At 49.9% G+C, this 26,636-nt stretch carries 23 protein-coding genes; 5 read left to right on the forward strand and 18 right to left on the reverse strand.

Features of this window, described 5'->3' with window-relative positions; translation table 11 throughout:
- Nucleotides 1–14 precede the first annotated feature (14 nt).
- From BR83_RS0106835 to BR83_RS17590, 3 genes are all read right to left on the reverse strand, one after another.
- The gene (locus BR83_RS0106835) at nucleotides 15–1,904 is read right to left on the reverse strand and encodes a Coenzyme F420 hydrogenase/dehydrogenase, beta subunit C-terminal domain (RefSeq protein WP_322786310.1); all 1,890 of its coding nucleotides are present in this window, start codon (nucleotides 1,902–1,904) and stop codon (nucleotides 15–17) included.
- 47 nt (nucleotides 1,905–1,951) lie between these two features.
- On the reverse strand, nucleotides 1,952–2,290 hold the full coding sequence (locus BR83_RS17585; RefSeq protein WP_027356458.1) for a sensor histidine kinase: 339 nt from the start codon (nucleotides 2,288–2,290) through the stop codon (nucleotides 1,952–1,954).
- Between the two features lie 76 nt (nucleotides 2,291–2,366).
- On the reverse strand, nucleotides 2,367–3,062 hold the full coding sequence (locus BR83_RS17590; protein ID WP_027356459.1) for a sensor histidine kinase: 696 nt from the start codon (nucleotides 3,060–3,062) through the stop codon (nucleotides 2,367–2,369).
- Between the two features lie 262 nt (nucleotides 3,063–3,324).
- Here BR83_RS17590 and spoVK point away from each other — a divergent pair, with 262 nt between their 5' ends.
- The 3 genes from spoVK to BR83_RS0106870 all read left to right on the forward strand — a co-directional run bounded on the left by spoVK (nucleotide 3,325) and on the right by BR83_RS0106870 (nucleotide 6,496).
- On the forward strand, nucleotides 3,325–4,284 hold the full coding sequence (gene spoVK, locus BR83_RS0106860) for a stage V sporulation protein K (protein ID WP_027356460.1): 960 nt from the start codon (nucleotides 3,325–3,327) through the stop codon (nucleotides 4,282–4,284).
- A gap of 65 nt (nucleotides 4,285–4,349) precedes the next feature.
- Complete coding sequence (locus BR83_RS0106865; RefSeq protein ID WP_027356461.1) at nucleotides 4,350–5,597, forward strand: methionine gamma-lyase family protein; 1,248 nt, start codon at nucleotides 4,350–4,352, stop codon at nucleotides 5,595–5,597.
- Nucleotides 5,594–6,496: a selenium metabolism-associated LysR family transcriptional regulator gene (locus BR83_RS0106870; protein WP_027356462.1), complete on the forward strand. Its 903-nt coding sequence runs from the start codon at nucleotides 5,594–5,596 to the stop codon at nucleotides 6,494–6,496. The genes BR83_RS0106865 and BR83_RS0106870 overlap by 4 nt, the downstream gene beginning before the upstream one ends.
- Nucleotides 6,497–6,553: 57 nt before the next feature.
- On the opposite strand, the gene hfq is transcribed toward BR83_RS0106870, so the two are convergent.
- Genes hfq through mutS form a run of 7 tightly spaced genes read right to left on the reverse strand, consistent with a single transcriptional unit; the run spans nucleotide 6,554 to nucleotide 16,068 of the window.
- Nucleotides 6,554–6,796: an RNA chaperone Hfq gene (gene hfq / locus BR83_RS0106875; protein ID WP_027356463.1), complete on the reverse strand. Its 243-nt coding sequence runs from the start codon at nucleotides 6,794–6,796 to the stop codon at nucleotides 6,554–6,556.
- Nucleotides 6,797–6,827: 31 nt separating this feature from the next.
- Nucleotides 6,828–7,787, reverse strand: a complete 960-nt coding sequence (miaA, locus tag BR83_RS0106880) for a tRNA (adenosine(37)-N6)-dimethylallyltransferase MiaA (protein ID WP_027356464.1) — start codon at nucleotides 7,785–7,787, stop codon at nucleotides 6,828–6,830.
- A complete protein-coding gene (locus BR83_RS0106885; protein WP_051617993.1) occupies nucleotides 7,787–8,590 on the reverse strand; it encodes a class I SAM-dependent methyltransferase in 804 nt (267 codons plus the stop codon). The genes miaA and BR83_RS0106885 overlap by 1 nt, the downstream gene beginning before the upstream one ends.
- A 16-nt stretch (nucleotides 8,591–8,606) precedes the next feature.
- Nucleotides 8,607–10,385 carry a DNA mismatch repair endonuclease MutL gene (gene mutL, locus BR83_RS0106890; RefSeq protein ID WP_027356466.1) on the reverse strand — a complete coding sequence of 593 codons (1,779 nt, stop codon included), beginning with the start codon at nucleotides 10,383–10,385 and terminating at the stop codon, nucleotides 8,607–8,609.
- Nucleotides 10,386–11,756 carry a histone deacetylase family protein gene (locus BR83_RS0106895; protein ID WP_027356467.1) on the reverse strand — a complete coding sequence of 457 codons (1,371 nt, stop codon included), beginning with the start codon at nucleotides 11,754–11,756 and terminating at the stop codon, nucleotides 10,386–10,388.
- Nucleotides 11,746–13,434, reverse strand: coding sequence for a hydantoinase/oxoprolinase family protein (locus BR83_RS0106900; RefSeq protein ID WP_027356468.1), 1,689 nt, complete (start codon nucleotides 13,432–13,434; stop codon nucleotides 11,746–11,748). The genes BR83_RS0106895 and BR83_RS0106900 overlap by 11 nt, the downstream gene beginning before the upstream one ends.
- Nucleotides 13,435–13,473: 39 nt before the next feature.
- Nucleotides 13,474–16,068 carry a DNA mismatch repair protein MutS gene (gene mutS, locus BR83_RS0106905; protein ID WP_034634701.1) on the reverse strand — a complete coding sequence of 865 codons (2,595 nt, stop codon included), beginning with the start codon at nucleotides 16,066–16,068 and terminating at the stop codon, nucleotides 13,474–13,476.
- Nucleotides 16,069–16,235: 167 nt separating this feature from the next.
- Between mutS and miaB the strand changes: the two genes are divergently transcribed.
- Both miaB and BR83_RS0106915 read left to right on the forward strand, forming a co-directional pair.
- Nucleotides 16,236–17,597 carry a tRNA (N6-isopentenyl adenosine(37)-C2)-methylthiotransferase MiaB gene (gene miaB / locus BR83_RS15275; protein ID WP_051617995.1) on the forward strand — a complete coding sequence of 454 codons (1,362 nt, stop codon included), beginning with the start codon at nucleotides 16,236–16,238 and terminating at the stop codon, nucleotides 17,595–17,597.
- Nucleotides 17,598–17,602: 5 nt separating this feature from the next.
- Nucleotides 17,603–17,983 carry a YlbF/YmcA family competence regulator gene (locus tag BR83_RS0106915; RefSeq protein WP_034634684.1) on the forward strand — a complete coding sequence of 127 codons (381 nt, stop codon included), beginning with the start codon at nucleotides 17,603–17,605 and terminating at the stop codon, nucleotides 17,981–17,983.
- Here the strand turns inward: BR83_RS0106915 and BR83_RS0106920 are convergent, their stop codons facing one another.
- From BR83_RS0106920 to BR83_RS0106955, 8 genes are all read right to left on the reverse strand, one after another.
- Entirely contained in the window at nucleotides 17,984–19,702 is a 1,719-nt protein-coding gene (locus tag BR83_RS0106920; RefSeq protein ID WP_027356471.1) for an ABC-ATPase domain-containing protein, read from the reverse strand.
- A 109-nt stretch (nucleotides 19,703–19,811) separates the two neighbouring features.
- Nucleotides 19,812–20,225, reverse strand: coding sequence for a chemotaxis protein CheW (locus BR83_RS0106925; protein ID WP_027356472.1), 414 nt, complete (start codon nucleotides 20,223–20,225; stop codon nucleotides 19,812–19,814).
- 44 nt (nucleotides 20,226–20,269) lie between these two features.
- On the reverse strand, nucleotides 20,270–20,392 hold the full coding sequence (locus BR83_RS17865) for an RCKP-type rubredoxin-like domain-containing protein (RefSeq protein WP_027356473.1): 123 nt from the start codon (nucleotides 20,390–20,392) through the stop codon (nucleotides 20,270–20,272).
- Between the two features lie 4 nt (nucleotides 20,393–20,396).
- Nucleotides 20,397–21,062: a ribulose-phosphate 3-epimerase gene (gene rpe, locus BR83_RS0106935; protein ID WP_027356474.1), complete on the reverse strand. Its 666-nt coding sequence runs from the start codon at nucleotides 21,060–21,062 to the stop codon at nucleotides 20,397–20,399.
- On the reverse strand, nucleotides 21,059–21,937 hold the full coding sequence (rsgA, locus tag BR83_RS0106940; RefSeq protein ID WP_027356475.1) for a ribosome small subunit-dependent GTPase A: 879 nt from the start codon (nucleotides 21,935–21,937) through the stop codon (nucleotides 21,059–21,061). Before rsgA ends, rpe begins: the two co-directional genes overlap by 4 nt.
- A 25-nt stretch (nucleotides 21,938–21,962) precedes the next feature.
- The gene (gene pknB / locus BR83_RS0106945; protein WP_027356476.1) at nucleotides 21,963–23,828 is read right to left on the reverse strand and encodes a Stk1 family PASTA domain-containing Ser/Thr kinase; all 1,866 of its coding nucleotides are present in this window, start codon (nucleotides 23,826–23,828) and stop codon (nucleotides 21,963–21,965) included.
- Nucleotides 23,829–23,879: 51 nt separating this feature from the next.
- Nucleotides 23,880–25,319 (reverse strand): peptidoglycan D,D-transpeptidase FtsI family protein, encoded by a 1,440-nt coding sequence (locus tag BR83_RS0106950; protein ID WP_027356477.1) that lies wholly within the window; start codon nucleotides 25,317–25,319, stop codon nucleotides 23,880–23,882.
- A 25-nt stretch (nucleotides 25,320–25,344) separates the two neighbouring features.
- Nucleotides 25,345–26,634 (reverse strand): FtsW/RodA/SpoVE family cell cycle protein, encoded by a 1,290-nt coding sequence (locus BR83_RS0106955; protein WP_027356478.1) that lies wholly within the window; start codon nucleotides 26,632–26,634, stop codon nucleotides 25,345–25,347.
- Nucleotides 26,635–26,636 lie beyond the last annotated feature (2 nt).

A 26,636-nucleotide genomic window follows, 5' to 3' on the forward strand; every position in this document is an offset into this window, starting at 1 on the left:
ATCGGAGCTACTGTTTAAAGTTGTTGCCCCCTTTCGGGAGCTAGGTGTAATTCCCGAGGAAAGGGCTTGCTGTTGATTTCTAGGTAATAATTCGGTACAGGCCAACCAAAATGACGTCGTTGTCTTAAGCGGAAAGCGGCGGCATGCTTTTTTAATTCATAACCTATCCCGGCAGCCAGAGAATCAGCTTTCAATGAAATTGTTTCCACATAACCGCTTTTTTCCGCCCCCTCCAACAACTCTTCACCCGCTGGAGTACGTACCAGACAGGAAGATACTCCCACCAAATCTCGCTTTTCCCGCACCCGTGGCCTCCAGTAATCCCCTACTGACAAATCTGCCAATTCCGCAGACCAGTCTACACACATTTCACAACGATCCCGTTTATATGCAGGCATGAGATGATGGTACATATACTGATGGCGATCCAAAAGCAACTTCCGCCCATCCTTGAGTTCTACCGTCAGGTGACCCGGCCAATCACCGTCCCGGTAGTTCAAAGAAGTAATATCTTCTAGCTTCTCCACCTTTAAATGTTCTACCAGGAGGTGGTAAGTACCCTCAAAATAAAACTGGGAAGCACAGAAAAGCCCCACTGTTAACACCACCGCCCGGGATAGATATGCAGGCTGACCGTGATACTGCATCTTGCGCAAGCCGTGGATCTGACACGGCAGGCCCACTACCGCTAAGCGACGGTAACCTTCTTTATAAGCCCTGTTTAAAAGGGCACTTACTGGTACACAAGCGTATTTACTCTGGGCTGCGGCCAGGAGTTGCTGGCGGGTTACTGCCAGCTTTGCCTCGGTACGCCAGGGCTGGTCCGGCCGATATCCGGCCACTAGAGCACAATCAACAAGCCCCTTTTCTAGAGCATAAATCAGCAGAGCCGTGACCAATCCTCCGCTAGCACCATGTTTCCTGATATCCCTGTCGACTGCACAGCCAGCCCGCGCATAGCGGTACACACCAAGGTCGGGAATTTTTTCTTCCCTCACACGCCCAAAAACAAATTGTTCTAAAAGGGGAATATTAACCTCCTCTCCCGGACATATAATTGTGCATAAACCGCAACCTGTACAGCTACCAATTAATTCCGGTAGTGGTTCGTTGTCTTTATAGCCCCATCCAATAGCTCCTGCAATACATATTCCTGCACAAGTACCGCAGGCCGTACATAAACCCCGCTGGATAACCCGATTCTGTAATTCGACAAATGAATCACTCAAAACGTTTACCTCCCTGTATCCCACCGAACCGTATTGAAGTTCCACCGTTACTTTACCAAGCTGGTATAAATATTCCAGATACCGGCGGGCTGTTACCCTGGCCAGGCCCAGGGCAGCGGCCACCTCTTCAGCTGATAGGGATGCTTCTTCCTTTATAAGTAAAAGCAAAACCTGTTTTAAGGTAACTTCATTCAAACCCTTTGGCATCCCTTCGGCCGTCTCTTCAGTAGCTGCCACCGCTCTTCTCCGGGCCAGTCGATCAATATCATCCTGCTCCAGCTGGGCTTTTTTATTTAAACGATTATATAAAAATGCAAAATTCTCGAGGGCGCTTCTCAAGCGGTTAAATTTGAATGGTTTGATGATATAATCCACCGCTCCATAACGGAAAGCATTTTTTATGGTTTCTGCATCTTGAGCCGCCGTTACCAGCATTACATCGGTAGGTAAACCAAGCCGGCGAATTTCCTGCAGGGCAGCTAAACCGCTCATATCCGGCAGGTAAACATCTAAAAGGATCAGGGCAGGTTTTAACCGGGCTGCCAGCCTTACCGCTTCTTTTCCTGTACGGGCTACACCTACCACTTTAAAACCGGGTACGGCATTGACAAAACCCTGGTTTACTTCCACTACCATTGGATCATCCTCTACAATCAGCACATCAATGATGCCCACACGTTAACCCCCCGTAAGTTACCTTCACGGAAAAGTCTTTCAAAATATTACTTTTGAAAGAATGGAATACGAACCATAACGGTGGTTCCTTCTCCCGGCCGGGAATGGATGGTAATTTTCCCCCCGGCAGTATCAACATGCTTTTTAACCAGGTAGAGACCTATTCCACGCCCGGCTCCTTTGGTTGAAAATCCCTGCTCGAAAACCCGATCCTGCAGATGCTCCGGTATACCTGCTCCCCAATCCCGTATCATAATCATCAACTCCCCTGAATCTTCACTCATTTCTAATTCCACTCGCCTGCGGGAAGGTTCCATGTCCCGGACGGCATCGAGGGCATTTTCCAGAAGGTTGCCCAGCACAACCCCAAGGGCAGCAGCATCCATACGGGACGGTAACCTCAACAACCGGCAGGAACGATCAATAAGAAGGTCTACCTTTAGCTCCTTTGCCCGGCTGTACTTACCCAGTTATTCCCTCGCCCATAGCCTGCAACATGGCCGTGCGTTCTTCCAAAATACGGGCAATTTCCTCGGGCTCGAGAGCGAACATGGCTCCCTTAATCCTGCTGGCCAGGTAAAGAGAACCGAGCAAGCCTACCAGCAAACCTACGGCCAGGGAAGGATAAAGTTGAGCCTGGATAGCCTGATAAAGTTGAGCAAAGGTAGGAGTAATAATTCCTACTACCACCACCCCAACCTGTCGCGTGCCCTCATCCGTTTTTATGGGAGAAAAAGCACGAACGGCGGGACCCCTTATGCCGGCGGTACGGGTGATATATTCCTGGCCGGATAGAGCCCGGCCAAGGTCTCCACCCGAAAACTTACCCCCTATGCGTTCCGCTACCGGATGAGAGTAACGAATTCCGTTCATATCTACTACGACAATATATTCCACCCCTGTAGCCAGCCTGATTTTTTCAGCCAGAGGTTGAATAACATCAGCACCGCCGATATGCCCCACGTTATTTTGTATAACCTCCATCTGAGCAAGGGTCCTGGCAATGGCCAGGGCACGTCTCCCCATCTCCTTTTCAATTAAATGGGAAACTTTAAATCCCATAAATATAACGGCTACCATGATGGCCACCAGCACCGACACATAAGATAAAATGGCCAACCTGGTACGCAACGGCAAAATACGCCTGTAAACAATCAAATAAAGTATCTCCCTCCAAGAAAAATAAATGTTGAACCGAAATGCTAACTATTTCGATACCGCAGGAACCAAACCCTCCTTTACCTCAAAAGTGACATATTTCAGCAGGAAAAAGCGCGGGAGGCAAGAAAATAGCTTTGATATCTTTAAAAATAAATCTGGGAATAATAACCTGTAAAAACCGGTTGCTTCCAAGAGGTCAATGTTCCCTCCAGGCAGGCGTATAATTTAAAGTAAACCTCTGCCTGCGAGGTGATTACCTTTGGTGAAAATCAGGCTCTGGCAAAACCATGGAGAACAAAACGGAATTAAAGAACGCCGGAACTTTCCTGTTTTTTCACCAGGGGGGCAGGAGGAAAAAACTTTTGGCGGAAGTGGTGAAGACCAGCGTCAAAAAAATGTCCGGGAGATCATGAAAGAATTGGACTCACTGGTTGGCCTCACCGGAGTAAAGAAACTGGTGCGTGAAGTTCACGCTTTTGTAGAGATACAGCGCCGGAGGCAAAAAGAAAAGCTGGCTACCGAACCTCAGGTCCTGCACATGGTTTTTAAAGGTAATCCGGGAACGGGGAAAACCACTGTGGCCCGCATCATTGGCCGCCTTTTTAAAGAAGCGGGGGTTTTACCCAGGGGGCATCTGGTAGAGGTGGAAAGGGCCGACCTGGTGGGAGAATATATTGGCCATACAGCTCAAAAAACCAGGGAGCAGATTAAAAAAGCGCTGGGGGGCATTCTTTTCATCGACGAAGCCTATTCCCTGGCCCGGGGCGGTGAAAAAGATTTCGGGCGTGAAGCCATCGACGCACTGGTTAAAGGAATGGAAGATCACAAAGATAATTTAATTCTTATCCTGGCCGGTTATCGTCAGGAAATGGAGTGGTTTATGGAAAGTAATCCTGGATTACGCTCCCGCTTTCCCATTCATATTACTTTTCCTGATTATACCACCCCGGAACTTCTGGCCATTGCGGACCTCATGCTAAAAAAACGCCAGTACCATTTAACTCAGGGAGCGCGGGATGAATTGCGTCTTATTCTGGAGGAAAGCCGTTCCCTTCATGTACATAGCGGTAACGCCCGGCTGGTACGCAACCTTATTGAACGGGCCATACGCCAGCAGGCAGTCCGCCTGGTCCGCAAGAGCCAGGTCAGCAGGGAAGATTTAATGACCATCACCCGGGAAGATATTCTCCGGGCACGGGAATACAACCCGGGAACTTAGAATACAGCATGGTATACATAAACCGTTAACATTTCGTTGATTACCTTTAAAAGGGGAGTTATGGCTTGAATACCACAGATTTGATTACCCTGGCTGCAGAAGTAGAAAAAGAAGTACAACCTTATTATGAAAGAATAGACGCAGTAGCGCGCCGCAATCATAGCCGGGTACTGGCCGCTTTTCACCAGGCCCGGGTAAGCGATTATCATTTAAAAGGTTCCACTGGTTATGGTTACGGCGATCAGGGAAGGGAAACCCTGGAAAATGTGTACGCCCGGGCGTTTCAGGCTGAGGCCGCCCTGGTGAGGGGGCAGATAGTTAGCGGTACCCATGCCATTGCCCTGTGTCTATTTGGTGTTTTGCGTCCCGGGGATGAATTACTGGTAGCAACAGGAACACCTTACGATACCCTTCAAGAAGTAATCGGTATTAGGGGTAACGCCCCTGGTTCTTTAAAAGAGCTGGGCATCACTTACCGGCAGGTAGACCTGCTTCCCAACGGCAGGCTGAACATAGATGCTGTTGCCCGGGCTATTAATAAACGCACCCGTATGATAATGTTCCAGCGATCACGGGGTTATAGCCTGCGGCCTTCTTTAAATTTAAGCGAAATGGGCCGGGCAATAGCCTGGATTAAGAAAAATTATCCTCACGTAATAACTTTTGTGGATAATTGCTACGGCGAATTTGTAGAACCCCTGGAACCTCCAGCAGTAGGGGCAGATTTAGTGGCCGGATCGCTGATCAAGAACCCCGGAGGAGGCCTGGCCCCGGGTGGTGGTTACGTAGTGGGGGGAAAAACTTACGTAGAAATGGCCGCCAGCCGGCTCATAGCACCGGGACTGGGCAGAGAGGTAGGACCCAGCCCGGATTATCAGCGCTTACTTTTTCAAGGGCTTTTCATAGCTCCACATGTGGTAGCAGAGGCTTTAAAGGGAGCCATCTTTGCCGCCCGCCTCTTTGAGAGATTGGGCTTTACAGTAGATCCCGCGCCCCAGGAAGAACGTACCGACATTGTTCAAGCTATCCTTTTGGGTTCACCCGAAAGGGTAATTGCTTTTTGTCAGGGGTTACAGCAGTCTTCCCCTGTCGATTCACATGTGCTGCCCCAACCGGTGGACATGCCCGGCTATGATGATGCGGTAATCATGGCTGCGGGTACCTTTGTTCAGGGCTCGTCCATTGAGCTAAGCGCCGATGCGCCGATGCGTGAACCTTATGCGGTGTATATGCAGGGGGGGCTGTCCAAGGAATATGTTCAGCTGGCCGTGATCGCGGCAGCAAAGGCAGTACTGGCGGTGAATAAAGGATGAATTTAAAGCAACTGGAAGCTTTTTTAAGAGTAGCAGAACTGCAGAGTTTCACCAAGGCAGCCAAACATCTCTACATGAGCCAACCAGCAATAAGTTTTCAAATCAGGTCCCTGGAGGAAAGCCTCGGTACGACCCTTTTTTACCGGGGAGATAAAAAAGTAGAGCTCACCGAAGCCGGACGGCTTCTATACCCGGAAGCACAGCAGATACTGCGCCACTTTCAAAAAATTAAATCCGAATTAGATGAACTGAAAGGACTTAAAAAAGGTCATCTCAATCTGGGAGCCAGCACCATTCCCGGTGAATATCTCCTGCCTCTGTTGATTGGCCGTTTTCACCGGGACTACCCTGGAATTGAGGTTACCCTGCGAATAGCGGGAAGCAGTCAGGTTATCCGCTGGGTACAGGAGAGGGAAATAGATTTGGGAATAACCGGGGCACCTGTTAAAGAGGATGGGCTCGAATGTTTGCCCTGGTATCAGGACAGGCTGGTACTTATTGTCGGGCCGGAACATCCCTGGATAAACCGGGACGCAGTAAGCCCGGCTGAATTATTGACCCAGCCTTTGATCCTCCGCGAGCCGGGTTCGGGCACCCGCCGCTCTATGGAAGAAAAAATGGCCCAGCTGGGCCTTTCCGTGAGAGATGCACAGGTGGTAATGGAACTGGGTAGCACCCGGGCTGTAATTACAGCTGTACAGGCTGGCCTGGGAATTAGCCTGGTTTCTGCCCTGGCTGCCGCTGAACCGCTGGCCCTGAAAAGGGTATATCAAGTAACCCTAAAAGAGTTAGATCTGACCCGTTACCTTTACCTGGTTCATGTAAAAGAGTGGCCGCTGAGTTTTGCTGCTGGCGCTTTTTGGGATTATATAACAAAAGAAGGGGAGACGGGTAAGTAATATCCCAAAACAAAAGGCCCCTCCAACGGAGAGACCATTTATTAACTATTATTGTGCTTATTGTGCTTTTTGCTCGGAAAAAGAGGTAGTCATAGGACGCATTGGGCTGACGGTGGATATGGCGTGCTTGTAAACCATCATCTGCTTCCCATCGCTTTCCAAAATTACGGTAAAGTTATCGAAACCCCTGACCACGCCCTTAAGCTGAAAACCGTTGACCAAAAAGATGGTCACGGGAATATTTTCCTTGCGCACCTGATTTAAAAATGCATCCTGCAAATTTATTTGCGGCTTACTCATTGGAAGGTCCCTCCGTCGGTAGTATTTTTTTCTAATTTGTCTTCGACGTATTTAATAAGACTCCTTCTGCTCGTTTCGTAATTTCTTGTGCTATTTCTGTGATACCGGTATAATGCCCTATATTTATCCAGTTAATCCGCGGGTCCCGTTTAAACCAGGTAAATTGTCTTTTAGCAAATCTTCTTGTATTTCTTTTAAGTAAGTAGATTGCTTCCTCTATTGTGGACAAACCCCGGAGGTAAGCGATAATCTCCTTATAACCCAGACCCTGCATCGAGGTCAGGTAAGGACTATACCCCCTTTTTAAAAGACTCCGTACTTCATCTACAAGGCCCATCTCTAGCATTTGTTCTACCCTGGCTTCAATGCGCTGGTAAAGCCTCTGCCGATCCATGGTTAATCCAATAATGAGGGTATTATAGGGAGGACCATCGCCTTTTTGCCTTAAAGCACTTGACATGGGATGCCCCGTAAGGTGATAAACTTCCAGTGCCCTGATTACCCGTTTAAGATTGTTGGGATGAACCTTCGCTGCTGTCTCCGGATCCACTTCGACAAGGCGCTGATAAAGGGCCTGCGCGCCCTTTTCCCTCGCCTCTTTCAAAAGCTGGCTGCGGAAATGCTCATCCACACCCGCACCTGTGAAATGGTATGGCTCAATTACAGAACGAATATAGAGTCCGGTACCCCCTACTAAAAGGGGAAGCTTGCCCCGCTCCCATATTTCCCGGATATGCTGCCTGGCCTGTGCCTGGTATAGGGCCACGCTGTATGACTCATCAGGATCAATGATGTCAATCATATAATGGGGAATACCCCGTCGTTCCTCCATTGTTGGTTTGGCTGTACCAATATTCATATAGCGATAAACCAGCATCGAATCGGCAGAAACAATCTCCCCCCCCAATTTCAGGGCCACTTCCACCGAAACGGCAGTTTTACCCACAGCTGTAGGACCAACCAGGACCAGCAGGGGTATGGATTTCTCCATCAATCAGTTCCCCCTTTTTTCTCGATGATCCCGTAAGCCACAGGGGAATATTTGCCACCCAGCACCCGGGTAAAACCCAACCGGGCAAATTCTCCGCTGTCCCTGGTTTCCTTCATCACTACCCTTCGCCGGGCCACTCTTATGGCTTCCTCTACTGCCTGAATGGAGAGGGGAGCAGGATTGGCCACCAGGCGTACCGGGCCAATGGCTTTAGATTTTTGAAGAGGTTTGCGAAACATGGGATCAAAATAAACGACATCAAAGCTTTCTGAGGCTAGATTTTTTAAATAGGATAAGTGATCGGCACAAACTACCTCAATACGGGCCATGGCTGCAAGCAGTTCCCGGGAGACGTGATCACGATAGGTTTTAAGACCGTGCTGCACAAGAACAGCCAGCACAGGAGACGATTCCACCCCTACCACCCGGCCCTGGTTACCCACTACAAAGGATGCCACGATAGCGTCCGCTCCCAGACCCAAAGTACAATCCAGGACCCAATCCCCCGGTTGAAGACCCATGGCTTCAATCATCCAATCAGTTTTTCCAGCTTTTATTTCCTTTATACGCAGCTTGGCCATGCTGGGATGCCAGAAAAGCTCCTCACCATTACAGAAAAAAGAAACCCGGCGATTTGAAACCACCAGAACACCTGAAATCTTATATTTGTTGATCAGGGCGGGAATAGATAATCCCCTACGGGGTACCAGGGGTACTCCTAACCACAAGCTTAACCTGGCAGCCAGTTCCAGTTCCGGAGCACCGGACCGGTGGCCCGTGGTGACCACGTACGTGGCCTGCAAGAACATCACCTCTACTTCAGGAACGCTTGAAGCGCTGGGCCAGTTCACGATATGAAATATGGATAATGGTAGGTCTTCCGTGGGGACAGGTAAATGGATTCCCGGCTGCTGCCAGCTGTTCTAAAAGAGTTCTGGCCTCTAACCCGGACAACCCTTCACCGGCTTTTATTGCCGCCCTGCAGGCAGCCTGAGCCGCCAGATGATGTACCAGAGCCTCCCGGGAAGGAGAGCGACCGGACTCATCCAGGTAACCAATGATGTCCTGTAAGAAGAGTTCACCTTCTCCTGGTGGGAAACCCGCTGGTAACCCCCGCACCACCACCGTATCCTGGCTATAAAAATCCAGTATAAATCCCAGAGAAGCAATAAATTCCCGGTGTGTTTCCAGCAGGCGTGCTTCCCGGTGAGTTAGAAAGACATTCAGCGGTAGGGCAAGGATCTGGGAAGCTGCCTGCGGGCCGGCCAGCGCGGCCCGGTATTTCTCATAGAGCACCCGCTCGTGGGCCGCATGCTGGTCGATAATATACAGGCCTTCCTGCCCGGCAGCCAGTAAATAGGTCGGCAGGAGCTGACCAAGATATTCCATTGCGGGAAAAGAACCTCCGGCATGTTCATATACCGTCGCTGCTTCCGCCACATAATTTTCCCTGCCAGCAGAAAGAAGGGAGCACGGCGGATGTTCTGGAAATAAAACCCGGTTTTCCACATCTTCCGAGGAAATAAAAGAGGTGCTTGGAAGCCGGGACTTTTCCAGACTTAATAAAGGCTTGTCTTCCTGCGGCCCTGTGCCTGGAATAACCAGCCGGCTGCCTATTAAGGATTTCCGGACAGCGCGGGAAACAGCCTCCAATATTTCCCTCTCCCGGGCCAGGCGAACCTCCAGTTTGGCCGGGTGTACATTGACATCCACCAGTTCTGGAATGATAGTAAGCGAAATTATCGCCACCGGGTAACGGCCGGCCGGTAAAAGGGTATGATATGCTTCGCATACCGCCGTGGTAACCAGGGAGCTATACACGTAACGGCCGTTGATAAGCACGGTGATCTGCCGGCGATTACTGCGGTGCAGGGTGGGCCGGGCGACAAAGCCCTTTATTTCCAGCCAATCTCCCGGAGAGTCCTCTACCGGTACCATCTGCCGGGCAAGCTCTGCCCCGTAATAAGAAGCAATAACATCCAGCAGGTTGCCTGACCCCGGCGAAGTAAAAACCTGCCTCCGGTTATGGGTAAACCGAATGGCCACCTCCGGCCTGGCCAAAGCCAGGCGGAAAATATAATCTCCTACCACTCCCCCTTCAGTACCAGGAGATTTCATATATTTTTTCCTGGCCGGGGTGTTATAAAAAAGGTTTTCTACAGTGACGATGGTCCCCGGGGCCATGGCAGCGGGACCTTTACCGATTACCTTTCCCCCTTCCACTTCCAGAAAAATTCCCCGGTCGGCAGCAGCGGTACGGGTTTTCAAGGTCATCTTGCTAACAGCTGCAATGCTGGGTAACGCCTCCCCTCGAAATCCCAGCGTAGTAATACGGGAAAGATCCGCCGGCTCGCGAATTTTACTGGTTGCGTGGCGCATGAGAGCAAGATGGGCATCTTCTTCATCCATGCCGCATCCATTGTCACGAACGGTAATGCGTCTCAATCCACCCTGCTCAACCTCTATTGAAATAATAGATGCCCCTGCATCAAGGGAATTCTCCAGCAACTCCTTAACCACCGAAGCCGGCCTCTCTACCACCTCACCGGCGGCGATCTGGTTGGCCGTAGTCTCATCCAGAATAACGATATTCGGCAATTATTCTCCCACCCTTGGACCTTCGGAAACCCACTCCTGGCCTTTATCCCGGTCAAAGGCCAGGAATGTGTCGGTAGATTTATCCTGCAGATAAATATACTGGTACTGGCTGGACTTCCTGGCCTGTTGGTAAACATCGTAGGCTTCAGCCTGACAGGCTCCACAGGCCGCAAAAGGTATGGACACACAAAATACATGGCTGGGATGACCGTAACCATGATCGGCCCGGGAGTCGATGGTAATATAACCAGGACAATTGGGGCAACGGCGTACTTTTTCCAACTGTTCCTCTTCAATATAATCGGTATCGTAATAAATGTGTTTGCGGCGCTGATAAAATGTACCGGTACCGAAAATTTTATCCAGATCCACCCGGTCCCTATTTTCCCATATATCCCTGAGTTGATCCACTATCCGCTTAACCATAGCCGCCCGTTCAGGATTTTCCTGCATTCTCCCAGGTCGTTCGGGCTCCTCGATGTAAGAATAGTCATGCCCGGCCAGGGCCAGCAAAATAGCCAGGTTTACGTAAGGTAATGCCGTTTCAATGGCATATCCCCCTTCCAGCACCGCCAGGTGCGGGTTAAGCTTGCGGGTAAACTCAGCGTAACCCCTGGCGGTAAAACGCATGCTGCCCAGGGGATCGGTAAAATGATTGTCCTGCCCGGCCGAGTTAATTATAAATTCCGGCTTAAAATCATCCAGTATGGGCAAAATCAAATTGTCCACCACATAATGAAAGGTCTCATCACCCAATCCCGGAGGCAGGGGTACATTAATAGTGCGGGCATAGGCTCCTGGTCCTCCCAGTTCGTTGGGAAATCCCGTTCCGGGGTATATAGTACGCCCGTCCTGGTGAAAAGAAATAAACAGTACATCGGGGTCGTGATAAAATATATCCTGCGTGCCATCCCCATGATGCACATCCGAATCCACAATGGCAATGCGCTTGATACCATGATGGCGGCGCAGGTACTCCACCAGGATAGCCTCATTATTAATATTACAAAAACCCCGGTTACCGTGAACCACCCGCATAGCATGGTGACCAGGAGGTCGAACCAGGGCAAAACCGTTCTTTAATTCTCCCTGGATAATGGCATCGGCCAGTAAAGTGGCTGAGCCGGCAGCGATAAGATGTGCTTCAGTAACCTGGCTCTGTACCCGGGGAACACAAAAATGCACCCGCGCAACATCATGAATAGTGGCCAGGCGAGGGGCATATTCCTCTATTTCCGGTAAATCCAGCACTCCTTCTTCAAAAATTTGATCCCGGGTATAGAGAAGGCGTTCCTCCCGCTCCGGGTGAGTAGGTGAAATAGCCCAGTCAAAAGCAGGGAAAAATACGAGTCCCGTTTTTTTATTTTTCATGCCGGTACCCCCCCCCTCCCACGTGGTACAAAATTCCCCGCCGGGTTTGAACGGTAACATCAAACAGGCGACCAACGGTCACCCAGTCCCGCACCATGTTAAAGACCTCACGCCTGATAACTTCCAGCCCTTCCACACAGTCTTCCAGCCCGTAACGTGAAGCCCGCCTGCACAACCATTCTTTAGCCAGCTCTAAAGCTTTTTCTTCATTAAAAGAATGATCGGTGATTTTTCCCTGGTAGCCTTCTTCCTGGATGATATAAAAACCCTGTTCCGTGTCGGCTCTTAAGGTTACCTGAAGGGTAGGACGGGCTACCGCTGCACCAATGGCGTTGGCAACTGGAGCATAAGGTGGTATCACCGGGTAACCTCCCAGGCGGGCAGCAATCTGGGAAATAAAACCGGCTGCACCACCACCTACACCTACTACTGTAGAGGGTCGCACCTTCTTTTTCTGGAGCACTTCCCAAACCCGGTAAGCCGGCTCCTGTTCCCATCGGGTAAACATATTTTCAATTTCCTGGACGATGGTTTCAATGACCTTACCGGTAACCTGACTGGCCACTTCAGCGGGGGAAAGCCCTAAAGGTTCTCCCAGGATTTGCATTGCTTCCCGGGCACGTTCGGCATCGCCAAGCCTTGTTAATCCCAGCACTCGTAAAGCATCGGTGGGAGTAGGAACGGGTCCACCCAGGCAATAGGGGGCACCCAGGCGCTCGGAATAAATAATGATATCCTTCCCCACCCGTTCAACTACACTATCGCCTCCCACCGGGACCGATTTAACCGCCAGCGCCCGTACGTGGGTAAGCATATCATCAACCCTGACTCCACGGGAAGCTAAAAGCGGCTGGCCGCTTAAGATCAAGGCCAAATCGGTGGTAGTACCACCAACATCCACCACCACCGCCGACTCACCCGGAGGCATCAGCGCCTGCACCCCCAGCGTACTGGCCGCAGGACCGCTGAATATGGTTTCTACCGGCACCTCCAGGGAGCTTTCCAAAGGCAGGGTACCACCATCGGCTTTAAGAATAAACACACCGCCTTTAATCCCCCGCTGCGAGATGGCTTCCTGAATTGAACGAACAAAAAACTGGTATTTTTCCCTGGTAGCACAGGTAAGATAAGTGGAAACTACCCGGCGGGGAAAATTTAACTGCCCGGCCACTTGATGGCCTTCTTCAATATGCCAGTTGGGATAATTCCACCGCAGGCGGGCAGCCACTTCTTTTTCATGCCGGTGGTTACGACACGAAAATTTACCTACCACGGCTACCTTGCGGTAACCCCTGGCAGCCAGCTCTTCCGCCACCCGATCGACCTCGGCCAGTCGCAGTGGTATTATTTCCCGCCCCCGGTAATCAATAGCTCCTTGAATAATATATGTATCGGTGGGAAATCGGTAAAGGTTGGGATTTAAACCGGGCCCGGGCATAAGAATCAACCCCACGGGATCATATTTCTTTTCGGCTATTAAATTGGTAATAACGGTGGTACTGAAAACCACCCGTTCTATCAACTCACCATTTATTCCCTTCATAACTTCGTCCAGCGCTTCCAAAAGAGTTAACAGAAGATCCTCCCGGGTAGATACCTTAGCCATGGCCCGGACCGTTCCCCTGTCCAGAAGAACCGCATCAGTACAAGTACCGCCAACATCTATACCAATATACACGTTAAAATTTCACCCCCTACCGATTTCCCCAAAACTGCCTTAACTTTTATCGTCCCTGACGGGTAAACGTTTCAAATCCTGCTTTAAGCTTAACTGCCAGGCAGCTATAGTATTCAAAGCTTCCAGAGGAGTCATTTGCCATAAGTCAAGCTTTATCAGTTCATCCAGGATAGGATGCCGGGGAGGTTGCGATTTTTCTTTATAAACTGGCAGGTTTTGGGGTGCTGTTTTATCAACTTCCCCCCCGTTCCGGCGGAACTCCAGATCCTGTAATATTTCTGCTGCCCTTTGCAGAATCTCTTCAGGCAGGCCCGCCAGGCGGGCCACCTGGATACCATAACTCCGGTTTGCCCGCCCGGGGTGCACCCGGTGCAGAAAAACCACATTTTCTCCTCTTTCTTCGACAGCAACAGTAAAATTTTTCACCCCGGGTAAGGCATCCAGTTCAGTTAACTCGTGATAATGGGTTGAAAAAAGAGTCCGTGCACCAATGCGCTTTACAATATACTCCACCAGCGCCCGGGCGATACTGATGCCATCATAAGTACTGGTGCCCCGCCCCACTTCATCCATGATGATCAAACTCCGGGAGGTGGCTGCACTGACAATTACCCGGCATTCACTCATCTCCACCATAAATGTGCTTTGCCCCGCAGCCAGGTCATCACTGGCCCCTACCCGGGTAAAAATGCGGTCCACAATACCGATTTCTCCTGAAGCAGCGGGGATAAAACTACCTACCTGGGCCATCAACACCAGCAGGGCTACCTGGCGCATATAAGTGCTCTTACCAGCCATATTTGGCCCGGTAAGCAGGATCAGGCGAGTATCCTCTCCCAGCTCCACATCATTAGGGACAAATTCCCCTGGCCCCAAAACCTGTTCCACCACGGGATGCCTTCCATCCCGAATGAATATCCGGTAGCCATCGTTTACTTCTGGACGTACGTATTTTCCTTTTACTGCTGCCTCAGCCAGGGAAAGAATAGCATCGGTACGTGCCACCGCGCCGGCAGTCCGCTGGATGCGCCTAACCTGAGCCGCCACTTTTTCTCGAATTTCAGTAAATATCCTGTATTCTAGCTGCACAAGTTTTTCTTCCGCCCCTAGAATTTGTTCTTCTAGTTTTTTTAATTCAGAAGTAATAAAGCGCTCTGCTCCCGCCAGAGTCTGCTTGCGTATATAATCGGGAGGCACCAGATTAAGATTGGGGCGGGTTACTTCCAGGTAATAACCAAAAACCTTGTTAAAGCCTACCTTCAGGGAGCGAATTCCGGTGCGCTCTTTTTCCCGGGCCTCCAGCTGGGCCAGCCAGTTTTTCCCTTCCCTGCTGGCCTGGCGCAAGCGATCCACCTCAGGATGATATCCTTCCCGGATAATACCCCCTTCCCTGGGACTAACAGGGGGATCATTATTAATAGCTTCATCCAGAACCCTTACTATATCTTCCAGGCAATCCAGGTCGCTGATAACATCCTGCCAGAAACAGGTTTTTTTATTACCTAAAACCCTTTTAACCTGTGGTAAAACAGCCAGGGAATTTTTTAAAGCAAGCAAATCCCGGGGTCCAGCGGTACCGTAAACTACCCGGGAAGATAACCTCTCCAGATCATACACGGCCCGGAGAAGCTGCTGCAGTTCCTGGCGGGCAAGACTATCGTTAACCAGTTCCTCCACTGCATCCTGACGCGCGCGAATAGCTTTCACATCCAGTAAGGGGCGCTCCAGCCAGGACTTTAACAAACGCCCACCCATGGCCGTTACCGAATGATCCAGTACCCACAAAAGGGTACCCCAACGGGTGCCATCTCTTAAAGAACTGGTCAGCTCTAGGTTACGCCGGGTGACTGCGTCCAGGTGCATGTACTGGCCCGCACTGTATATTTCCACCTGGTTAATCTGACCCAATTCACGTTTTTGAGTTGCTTTCAGGTAATGCAATATTCCACCAGCACATAGAACAGCCAGGGGCAGGTTACTCAAGCCGGAACGGTTCCAGCCCATCCCTAGCTGTTCCTGTAAACTGCGTATTGCCTCTCCGCGCTCGAAAGCAGCAGGGTCCCAGAAGGAAATAAAAGACCTGGATAAGCGGGACCTTATCTTTTCTGATAGCTCCCGGTATGGAAGTAAATCAGGTAATAGAATCTCAGCCGGTTCAAGGCGACACAATTCATCCAGCAGGGCTTCCCGGCCATTTACCTGGGTAACCATAAACAGGCCCGTGGTAACGTCAACCACGGCCAGGCCATTAATCCCTTCCTTCTCCACTATGGCTGCCAGGAAATTGTGTTTTCTTTCCTCCAGGCATTCCATAATGGTCCCTGGAGTAATTACCCGGGTCACTTCCCGTCGCACGATTCCCCTGGCATCTGCGGGGTCTTCGACCTGTTCGCAAATGGCCACCTTGTAACCCCGCTCAACCAGGCGGGCAATATATGTATCTGCAGCATGGTAAGGCACCCCACACATGGGCACCCTTCCTGATGCTCCAGCATCCCTGCCAGTAAGAGTTATTTCCAGCTCCCGTGAAGCCACCAGGGCATCATCAAAGAACATTTCATAAAAATCCCCCAGGCGAAAAAAGAGGATGGCATCTTGATAATTCCGTTTAATCTGTAAATACTGCTGTATCATGGGGGTATAGGACACACCAATCCCTCCCGGAACCATTATAGCACAAATAAATGGTAGAAAAAAGGAAAATTCGACCCCATGTTCTCCCTTAATCTGCTTATGAAAATAAGTTTGCGCCTTTGCTCCAAATAGGATATAATACGAGGAGTAATGGGAAGGGATCAATCATGGGCAAAAGGATACCTACCTATGAAGTAATTACTTTTGGATGCCAGATGAATGATCATGACTCTGAAGTAATGGCCGGCATGCTCGAGGCCATGGGCTACGAACCAGCTGCCAGTACCGATGAAGCCGACGTTATAATGATCAATACCTGCTGTGTGCGGGAAACGGCAGAAAATAAGATTTATGGCCTATTAGGACGTCTGGCCAGTTTGAAAAATAAAAAACGCCACCTGATTATTGGTATAGCCGGATGCATGACCCAGCAACCGGAAGTGGCCCGCAAAATCAAAAACCGTTTCTCCCATGTAGATCTTATCCTGGGCACCCATAACCTGCACCGCCTGCCCGATCTCCTGTCCCGGGTACGGGAAAACCGGGAAAGATTGGTGGAAGTTTGGGAACAAGCCGGCCAGGTTATGGAAAACCTGCCCATCCGCCGTGCCTCTAACGTAAAGGCCTGGGTTAATATTACTTATGGTTGCAATAATTTTTGCACCTATTGCATTGTACCTTACGTACGCGGGCGAGAGCGCAGCCGCAAACCGGAGGATATCTTAAATGAAATCAGGCAGCTGGCACAGGAAGGATACCGGGAAGTTACCCTTCTGGGTCAAAATGTAAATTCTTACGGCAAAGATTTACCCGGAAAGTACAATTTCGCCAACCTTTTAAGCGAAGTAGATCAGATTCCGGGCCTCTGGCGCATTCGTTTCACTACTTCCCACCCCCGGGATTTTACCCAGGAATTGATTGACACCATTGCCCGCTGTACCCACGTATGTGAGCACATTCATTTACCCGTACAGGCAGGCAGTAACCGCATCCTGAAGATGATGAACCGGGGTTACAACCGGGATTATTATTTTGATCTGGTAGAGCGTATTCGCCAGGCCATACCCGGCGTAGCCATTACCACTGATATCATGGTTGGTTTTCCAGGGGAAACGGAGGAGGACTTTGCTCAAACAATGGAACTGGTGGAAAGGGTGCGCTTTGATAGCGCCTTCATGTTTGTTTATAATCCGCGCCCGGGTACCCCGGCCGCACGTTTCCCCGAACAGGTACCCGACGAGGTAAAAAGTAAGAGAATCCAGGAACTTATAGCAAGACAGAATGAAATTACCCTGGAATATAATCGTTCTTTTATTGGCCGGGTGGAACAGGTTCTGGTTGAAGGAGAAAGTAAAACCAATCCTGAAATGATGAGCGGCCGCACCAGAACCAACCGGCTGGTAATTTTCCCCGGTTCTGGAGACCTCGTTGGACAACTGGTGAATGTAACTATTACCGGAGCCCGTTTAACCCACCTGGAAGGTAATTTAGAGGCGACGGTAGGAGCAAATTTTTCGGATGGGAGGTGATTGATGTGTCTGTAATCGCTAAAGCCCGGGAGCTGGGGAAAGAAATTGCCCGCTCCCAGGAGCTGGCAGCTATGCTCAAGGCCCAGCAGGCCATGCTGCAAGACCCTGGCGCCAGGCAAATCATCGATGAATTCCATGAAAAGCAGCGGTTCCTGCAAATGCTTCAGAGTCAGGGCCTGGAGCTTACCGAAAGCCAGAAAGCCGACGTTGAAGATCTGGAAAAGCGTATGCTGGACAACCCTTTGATTACGGAGTTTTTCCGTGCACAGCAAAGTTTTGAGCAGCTACTGGAAGAAATTAACCAGATTATCAGCGAAGCAATTTCCGGCAGCCAGTCTTCCTGCTCCGATGAAAGCTGTAGCTGTTGCTGTGGCTGTGATTCATAGTTATAACTGCTGGCGCACCTGCAAGCGGCGGTAGCGGTTAATAGCAGCAGCAATCTCCTGTACCCGGGGGCGAGCATAATCCCCCGGGTGCTGGCCTTTAAAGGGAGATATTACATCGAGCCCTTCCTTATCTATATCTGCCATTACCGCCAGTATTACTTCCTTCAAGGTCAGTTTCCCATTTATATATCGTTTAGCCGCGTACCTGATGATTTCAGCTATAGCTCTTAGCTGGGCGGGATCGACCAGTTGTTCCACATCTTGAAGGTCAATATCCAGATGACCATAGATAATTTCATCGGTACCCCGTGCTTTTACTTTGACACGCTCCTCAATAATAAAAGATGAAGGCAAAGGAATACGGTTAGTAACCTTATTCAAAACATCAACAGCTTCTACCTGCCGTTCATGACGATGACGCAAGGCAATCTCCCTGGCCCGCCGGGTTACATCCCGCGGTATGTAATTTTGCATCATTATAACCCGGTCTGCTACCGAAAAATAATCACCCGAACCGCCTACCACAAGTATGGTTGAAACACCCAGTTGTTCGTAAAGCTGGCGCACCCTATCAATAAAAGGGGTAATAGGCTCAAATTCCTTGGCCACCAGCTCCTGCATACGGCCATCCCGGATCATAAAGTTCGTGGCGCTGGTATCTTCATCTAAAAGTAATAAGCGGGTTCCTGCTTCCAGCGCTTCTATAATGTTAGCCGCCTGCGAGGTACTGCCGCTGGCGTTTTCCGTAGAAAATGCCCGTGTATCCTGTCCATGAGGCAGGTTGTTGATAAAAGCGCTGATGTCTACTTTTTCTATATAGCGGCCATCCTCAGCACGGATTTTTACCGCATCCCCTACGGTAATGACCAGTTCTCGCCCGTCCCCGGGGATATGGTTGTAAACCCCCCTTTCCAGGGCCCGTAGAAGGGTGGATTTACCATGATACCCTCCTCCCACGATAAGTGTCACACCCCGGGGAATGCCCATGCCTGTTACCGTTCCGCCATTAGGTAACTCAAAAGAAACCTCCAGTTCAGGTGGGGACTGAAAGGGAATTACTCGACCCCGGGTCAAGGGGCGATCGCTAACCCCGCTTTCCCTGGGCAAAATAGCTCCGTTGGCTATAAAGGCTACCAGACCTTTTTCGTCCAGGTGTGCCCTCAAAAATTCCTGATCTTCGACCAGTTCAACCTGTTGCTTTATGGCTTTCGCATCCAGGCTTTTATAAAATAAAGATTCGTTAACAATATTCGGTAATTCTTCAAAGAAAATACGGATAGCTTCATGGCCGGTAATGGTTCGCCCGCGGGCAGGCATACCTACTGTAAAACGTATCTCCACATATTCTTTATTTACCACGGCTCCGGTACGCTCAAGGATTTCCTGGCCGCAACGATCAACAGCAATCAGTCCACTTTTGCCGGTTCCCCGGTGTCCCCGGGCATGGCGGCCGATAGCCCGGCTAAACTGCCGCATCAGGTAGTCCTCCAGGGCGATCCTGCGGGGATAACTGGCATATAACTCGGGTGGAAATCCGGCCAAACGCTGATCCACCCGTACGCGCAGGCGGCTGGGGGGCGCAAAAGGATCGCTTTGAACATGATCAATGAAAAGTAAATATTTGTCAAAGCTATAACAGCCAGCGATAGATTTATAGGCACCATAACCGCGTCCATCTATGTTTAGCAGGCGGGTACGCAGTGCTTCCTGGTTAAACAAGAGATACACCTCTTTAAGAATTAATTTCAACTACTTACTTAAGGTTTCTTTTTTATTGGTATTATTTAGGAGAAAAAATCATTAATAGGGGCCACCAATGTGGCCCTGATTAATACAAAACCCGGCTCAGGTTTAGCAGTAGCCAGAGACGATCATTCTTTTTTATTACCCCCCGGAGGAACTCCATGTTATCGCCTGCTACGGCCGGTGGTTCTATCTCATCATCGCTGTACCGGGCCACCTCCAGAACGTTATCAACGATCATACCCACTTTCTGTCCTTCATACTCCACCACAATAATCCTGGTGTTATCTGTACACTCCTGCACAGGAAGATCCAGGCGCTTGTTCAGATTTATAACCGGTACGATGCTCCCCCTCAGGTTGATAATGCCCTCAACGTAGCTCCTGGTATTAGGAACCCTGGTGATGTCTGTCATACGAATTATCTCCTGCGTTTCCTGAATAGGCAGGGCATACTGCTGATCATTCAACTGGAAAATTACTACCTGTTGCTCAACCATATTAAACTATACCACCTTCCTTTATTGCCGGGGTGCATTTTGATCTATTTTTTGGGTTGAGCTTCTTTAACCAGCTTATCCTTAGTTGCCCCACATGATTTGCATTTACCAGGCTTGCAACGAGCTTCCACCATATTTCCACACTCCTGGCATTTCCAAACGGCCATATTCTCACCTCCTTATATTTTCCGTTACCCGCCGGATATCCCTGATAGCAGCTGCCGGATCCGGAGCGCTAAATATCGCCGAGCCAGCTACCAGAACCGTCGCCCCGGCACGTACCACCAGCGGGGCGGTGGAAGGATTGATGCCACCATCCACCTGAATTTCCACGTCCAAGCCGGCACCATCTATCATTTTACGGATTTTTTCGATTTTAACTAAAGTCTGGGGAATAAAAGCCTGTCCACCAAAACCCGGGTTAACGGTCATCACCAGCACCAGATCGAAGAGCCCGGGCAGATACTCCAGCACCTCCGGCGGAGTAGCTGGATTCAGGGCCACCCCGCTCCTGGCTCCTTTATCCCGAATGTGGGTGAGCGTACGGTGGAGATGACGGCAAGCTTCTGCATGTACTGTGATCAGGTCGGCTCCTGCCTCAATAAAAGCATCTATATAGCGATCGGGATCCTCAATCATTAAATGGACATCAAAAGTAAGCTGGGTATAGGGCCTTAGAGCTGCTACCACCAGTGGCCCGATAGTAATATTGGGCACAAAATGACCGTCCATAACATCAAGATGTAGATAATCTGCACCGGCTTTCTCCACTCTTAGCACATCATCAATGAGACGGGCAAAATTAGCCGATAAAATTGACGGCGCTATTTTGATCACCAGTATCTCCTCTCCAGTTCCATTACTTCTTGCAGCAATTGAACATAGTTCTCATAGCGAAAGGTGGAAATTTCCCCTGCCCTGACGGCCTCTTTTACTGCACAACCTGGTTCCTGGAAATGCAGGCAACTGTTAAAACGGCAATCGTTCTGGTAAGCTAAAAATTCTAGATAAAATTTCCCCAACTCTTCCCGCTTTATTTCCGGTAAGTAGAGGCTGGAAAAGCCGGGAGTATCAGCAACCAGGCCTCCCCCGGGTAAACGTAAAAGCTCCACGTGCCTGGTAGTATGCCGGCCACGACCCAGCTTACGGCTTACTTCCCCCGTTTTCAGGTTTAAACCGGGAATCAGGGCATTGAGCAGGCTGGATTTGCCCACCCCGGAAGGCCCGGCCAGTACAGTAATATGACCTTTGAGAAGAGCACTTAATTCTTCAAGCCCCCTCCCATCCCTGGTACTGGTACAAACAACCGGATAACCCGCCCGGCGATAAACGTTATAAATATCTTTGATATTTTCCTCTCCCAGGTCCACTTTGTTAAAGCAAATAGCTGGATTTACCCCTGCATGCTGGGCTTGGACTAAAAACCGATCCAGTAAAAAAGTATTGGGAGGCGGTTCCTTCACTGAAAACACAATCAGCGCACGGTCAACATTGGCTACCGGTGGACGAACCAGACGGGTCTGGCGAGGGCATATATCTTCAATTACCCCCTGACCGCAGGAATGGGGGGAAAAGATAACCCGATCGCCAACGAGTATTTGCTGTTTCTCCCGGCGCAAACGCCCTCTCACAGCACAATCGTATATCTCCTCGCCCAAGGACACATAATAGTGTCCGCCACAGGCCTTGATTACCGTTCCTTCATGATGCATATTTTAAGCCGTTTATTCCCCCCTTTCAATCATCGTCATTTTTTTTCCCTTCTTTGAGAGATTTTTGCTTCACCAGTTTATTATCAATGTAAATTTGAATGGTGGCCTGGCCGTAATAACGTACAGTTGTTATAACTGTTTCCCCGGGCTGGTGCGTATTTACGTAAGCCAGAGTAGTTCCCCGTACATCGTTGATCACAATCTTTACCTGATGGGTCTGGCCATCGTTCTCAAGGGGCACCTTAACCTGAGCCTCCCCGGGTACTGGACCCGGTCCTTTGCTCAAAGTTACTTTTACCACTGAACCCTGAGTAACCAGACTGTCGGGTTCAGGTTCCTGATCGATAACTTGATTTTGAAAATATCTGGTGCTTTCTACCCATTCTACATTTTCATCCAGGCCAAGGTTATTTTCAGCCAGTTTAGCCCTGGCCTGCTCCAAAGTTAACCCGATCAGATTTGGTACCCGGGATTCTTTTGGTTTTGGCCCAAGGGAAAGATAAACTTTTACCGCAGTACCAGGAGCCACCCGTTCCCCCGCAACAGGAGATTGCTGGAAGATTAAATCCGGGGGAACATCATCATTATACTCCTTAAGTACCTGATCGGCCAGAACCAGACCTCTCTCAACCAGGCGCAAACGAGCATCCTCCAGGCTCAACCTGTACAGGTCCGGTACTTCCCGCAGATCAGGCCCCAGGCTAACCGTAAGGGTAATATCCCGCGGAGGCTTTACGGGACCGTCATCCGGACCGATATCCTGTTCAATAACGTATCCCTCAGGAATTTCAGGATGATGTTCTTCACGCACCCTTACCTGAAATCCCATGTCTGTAAGAATTTTCTGGGCTTCGGATAATCTCTTGTTCACTACTGACGGTACTGTAACAGGCGGAGGACCTTTGAGATAATCACTCAGCGCATAGAACCCCCCTGCCAAAAGTGCAAGCAGCAGCAAAGCCAGAGAAACCCAGCCTGCAGCGCGCAACCTGCGGTGGGGCTTTTTTTCTACCGGCTGGAGCACACGGGTGGCCATATCATCCAGGGGGATGAAACGGGTAGCCTCCTCCCCGCTGGACGCAAAAAGATTTTCCAGGCGTCGGGCCATTTCCCGTGCGGAACCGAAACGCAACTCGGGATTTTTTTGCATCGCCCTCATTACAATTTGCTCAAGGGCGGGAGAAATAGCAGGATTGCGATAGGAAGGAGGTTCGGGTTCTTCCTGAATGTGTTTGATAGCCACGGCAATGGGACTATCTCCACTAAAGGGAACGCTGCCGGTAAGCATTTCATAAAGCACAACACCCAGGGAATATAGATCCGAACGGGGACCGGCCAGCTCACCCTTCGCCTGTTCAGGGGAGATATAGTGTACAGATCCTACAATAGTATCGGTCTGAGTAATTGTTGCTGTTGAAGCTTCCCGGGCAATACCAAAATCAGTTAATTTGGCCCGCCCGCCCTTAGTAATCAAAATATTGTGGGGCTTGATATCGCGGTGCACAATATTATTCTCATGGGCATGTTCCAGGGCTTCCAGTATCTGGTACGCAATCTGAACTGCTTTTTCCGGAGGCAAGGCACCTTCCCGGCGGATAATTGTCTTTAAATCTTCACCGTCTACATACTCCATTACCAGGTACTGGGTATCCCCTTCCTGCCCTACATCGTAAATAGATACGATATTGGGATGGGAAAGGCTGGCCACTGCCTGAGCCTCACGGCGAAAACGGCGGGTAAAATCTTTATCCGAGGAAAATTCCGGACGCAAAATCTTTATGGTAACCAGGCGGTTCAAAAATGTATCCCGGCCTTTATAGACAACGGCCATTCCTCCACCGCCCAGCCGTTCCAGAATTTCATACCGGTTTCCCAGCTGCTTCCCAATCATTCCTTGTCACCTCAAGCCTTGGTTGGGTAGTTTAGCCTTTTTGCTTCCTTTTTATTCCATGCCGCTGGCCGGGTTTAATACCGCCCGCATTATCTCCCGGGCAATGGGAGCGGCCACTATACCCCCTGCACCACCATTCTCTACAATCACCGCCACCGCTACCCTTGGTTTTTCTGCTGGAGCAAAACCGACAAACCAGGCGTGAGTTTTTCCCCTGGGATTTTGTGCCGAACCAGTTTTTCCTGCTACAGTTATACCAGGAATAATCGCTTCCTTACCCGTGCCACTGTTTACTGCCTCCACCATGGCCTCATTAATAATCCTGGCCACTTCAGGTTTAATTGCAGTGAGCCAGGGTCGGGGGGATGACTGCAAAATTACCCTCCCCTCCGGATCCTGAACCCGGATCAGGAGGTGGGGGTGCATAATTACCCCCTCGTTGGCAATAGCAGCTGCCACAAGAGCCATTTGCAAAGGGTTGACCAGCACCTCTCCCTGACCAATGGCGCTGGAACCAAGCTGGGGCTTATTCATTTTTTCTGGATGGGTGAGAGTCCCCGGCCTGTAAGCAACTTCGTTCAGAACATCCGTCCAGGGATTTAAAGTTAAACCAAAGGCACGGGCAGTTTGATAAAATCTTTCTGCCCCCATCTCCAGTCCCAACCGGGCAAAAGTGGAATTACAGGAAACGGCCAGTGCTTGAAAAAAATCCACCCTTCCATGGGCAGCAGTATCGGTAAGCCGGAAACCATCAATGATTAAACTTCCCTGACAATTAAAAATACGTCTGCTTACCCCCGGATCTGTGGTCAAAGCACCGGCGGCTGTAATTAATTTAAAAGTTGAACCAGGTGGGTAGGCCCCCTGGGTCGCTCTATTCAGAAGAGGAGCCTCTTTATCATTTTGTAACAAATCGTACACGGTGACAACCTTCCCGCCGGAAGAACGACCGGCCGGTTGTTCGATTATATTGGGATCATAACTTGGCTTGCTCACCAGGGCCAGAATTTCCCCATTTCTTGGATCGAGTACTGCCACTGCCCCTTTCCGGTCGCCCAGAAGTTGCGTGGCCAACTGCTGAAGGCGTGAATCCAGGGATACAATGACATTGTTACCCAGAAGAGGACGCCCCAGTAACCGGTTAATATTCATCTTTATTTTGTCATTGCCGTTCATGGCCAGTAGATAACGATCATAAGCAGCTTCCAGACCGGTGCGTCCATAACGCTGGGAAACAAAGCCAATTACATGAGCAGCATCTTCACCGAGAGGGTAAACGCGCCTACCCTCCTTGCTTACCGCTAAAATTTCCCCCCTGCGATCAAATATGGTTCCCCGGTGGATACTGGCCTCATAGGCTGCCAGACGCCGGTTATGCGGATCCGAAGCCAGGGTCGGCCCCATAAAAACTATAACGTAGCCAATATAAAGGCACAGGATAACAAATGATCCCAGGACCATGTAGCTTAACCGGCGAACATTTGCTTTCATTTTTCATCCCCACTATCTGGCTCTTTTATGAGCGGCCTGAAGTTATTTGCACTTCGTGGGAGATATTTAATAAAAACCCTAAAATAATAAAATTGGCCACCAGAGAGCTTCCCCCGTAACTAAGAAAAGGCAGTGTAATCCCCGTCAGGGGCAATAATTTAATTACTCCAGCAATAATAATGAAGGTTTGCAGCCCCATCAAAGCCGTGAACCCGGCCGCTAAAAGGCAGGCGAAATCATCTTTAGCAGCCAGAGCAATTAAAAACCCGCGGTAAACAAAAAGCATATAAATCATTATCAAACCAAGGCTTCCGGCCAGGCCCAATTCCTCTGCTATGGCCGCAAAAATGAAATCGGTATGTACCGCAGGTATAAACTGGGGCATCCCTGCACCCAGCCCCGTTCCGGTTATGCCACCGGCCGTCAGGGCAAAAAGGGACTGGACAACCTGATAACCGGCGGCTTCCGCCTGTTGCCAGGGATCAAGCCAGATCTCAATACGCAATCGAACATGTTCAAACAGAGAATAAGCTGCTGCTGCCCCGGCTAAAAAAAGCGCTCCACCCAGGCAAACATAAGCTACCCGTGCCGTACTGGCGTAAACCATGGCCAAAAATGTAGTAAAATAAATTAAAGCGGCACCCAGATCTTTTTGAAAAATTAAAAGCAAGAGGGAAATACCCCACATAATCAGCATGGGCCCCCATTCCTGCGGGGCGGGCAGGGTAATTCCCCAAATTCTTTGAGTTCCTTCTGCCAGGGCAAGCCGGTTTTCGGCCAGAAAGGCAGCCAAAAAGAGCACCAGCAGGATTTTTACAAATTCTGAAGGCTGCACCTGGAAAAAACCGAGATCCAGCCAGCTTTTTGCTCCTCCCTGCTCGATACCAAAAAAGATGGGCAATAAAAGGCCTATTATTCCAGCCAGAGCATAAATATACTTATATTCCGCCAGTAGTCGATAATGAAGAAAGTAGCGGGTCACTACCCACAGAGCAAAAAGGCTGGTCATTAACCATACAAATTGCCGTTCTGCATAAGCCGGGTTCAGACGGTAAAGGAAAATAAGGCTGGTAGAGGAAAAAAAAGCGACCAGTGGCAGCAAAAAGGGATCCGCAGCAAAATTGAACCGGCACCAGAAAAGGTGCAGGATCCAGAAACCTATCATGGCAATTAGCGCACCTGCCAGCACCACTAACGCAGGCAGCAAAGGCTTCCAGAGGTAAAGTGTCCCGGCTCCTATTAGCAGGTAAGCACTTACCCAATAAAGCAATTTTCGTTCGACAGCCCTTAATCGGGATGCCGCGGAAAGAGTCATTT

It is taken from the genome of Desulfofundulus thermocisternus DSM 10259 (assembly GCF_000686645.1).
Taxonomy (GTDB): domain Bacteria; phylum Bacillota; class Desulfotomaculia; order Desulfotomaculales; family Desulfovirgulaceae; genus Desulfofundulus; species Desulfofundulus australicus.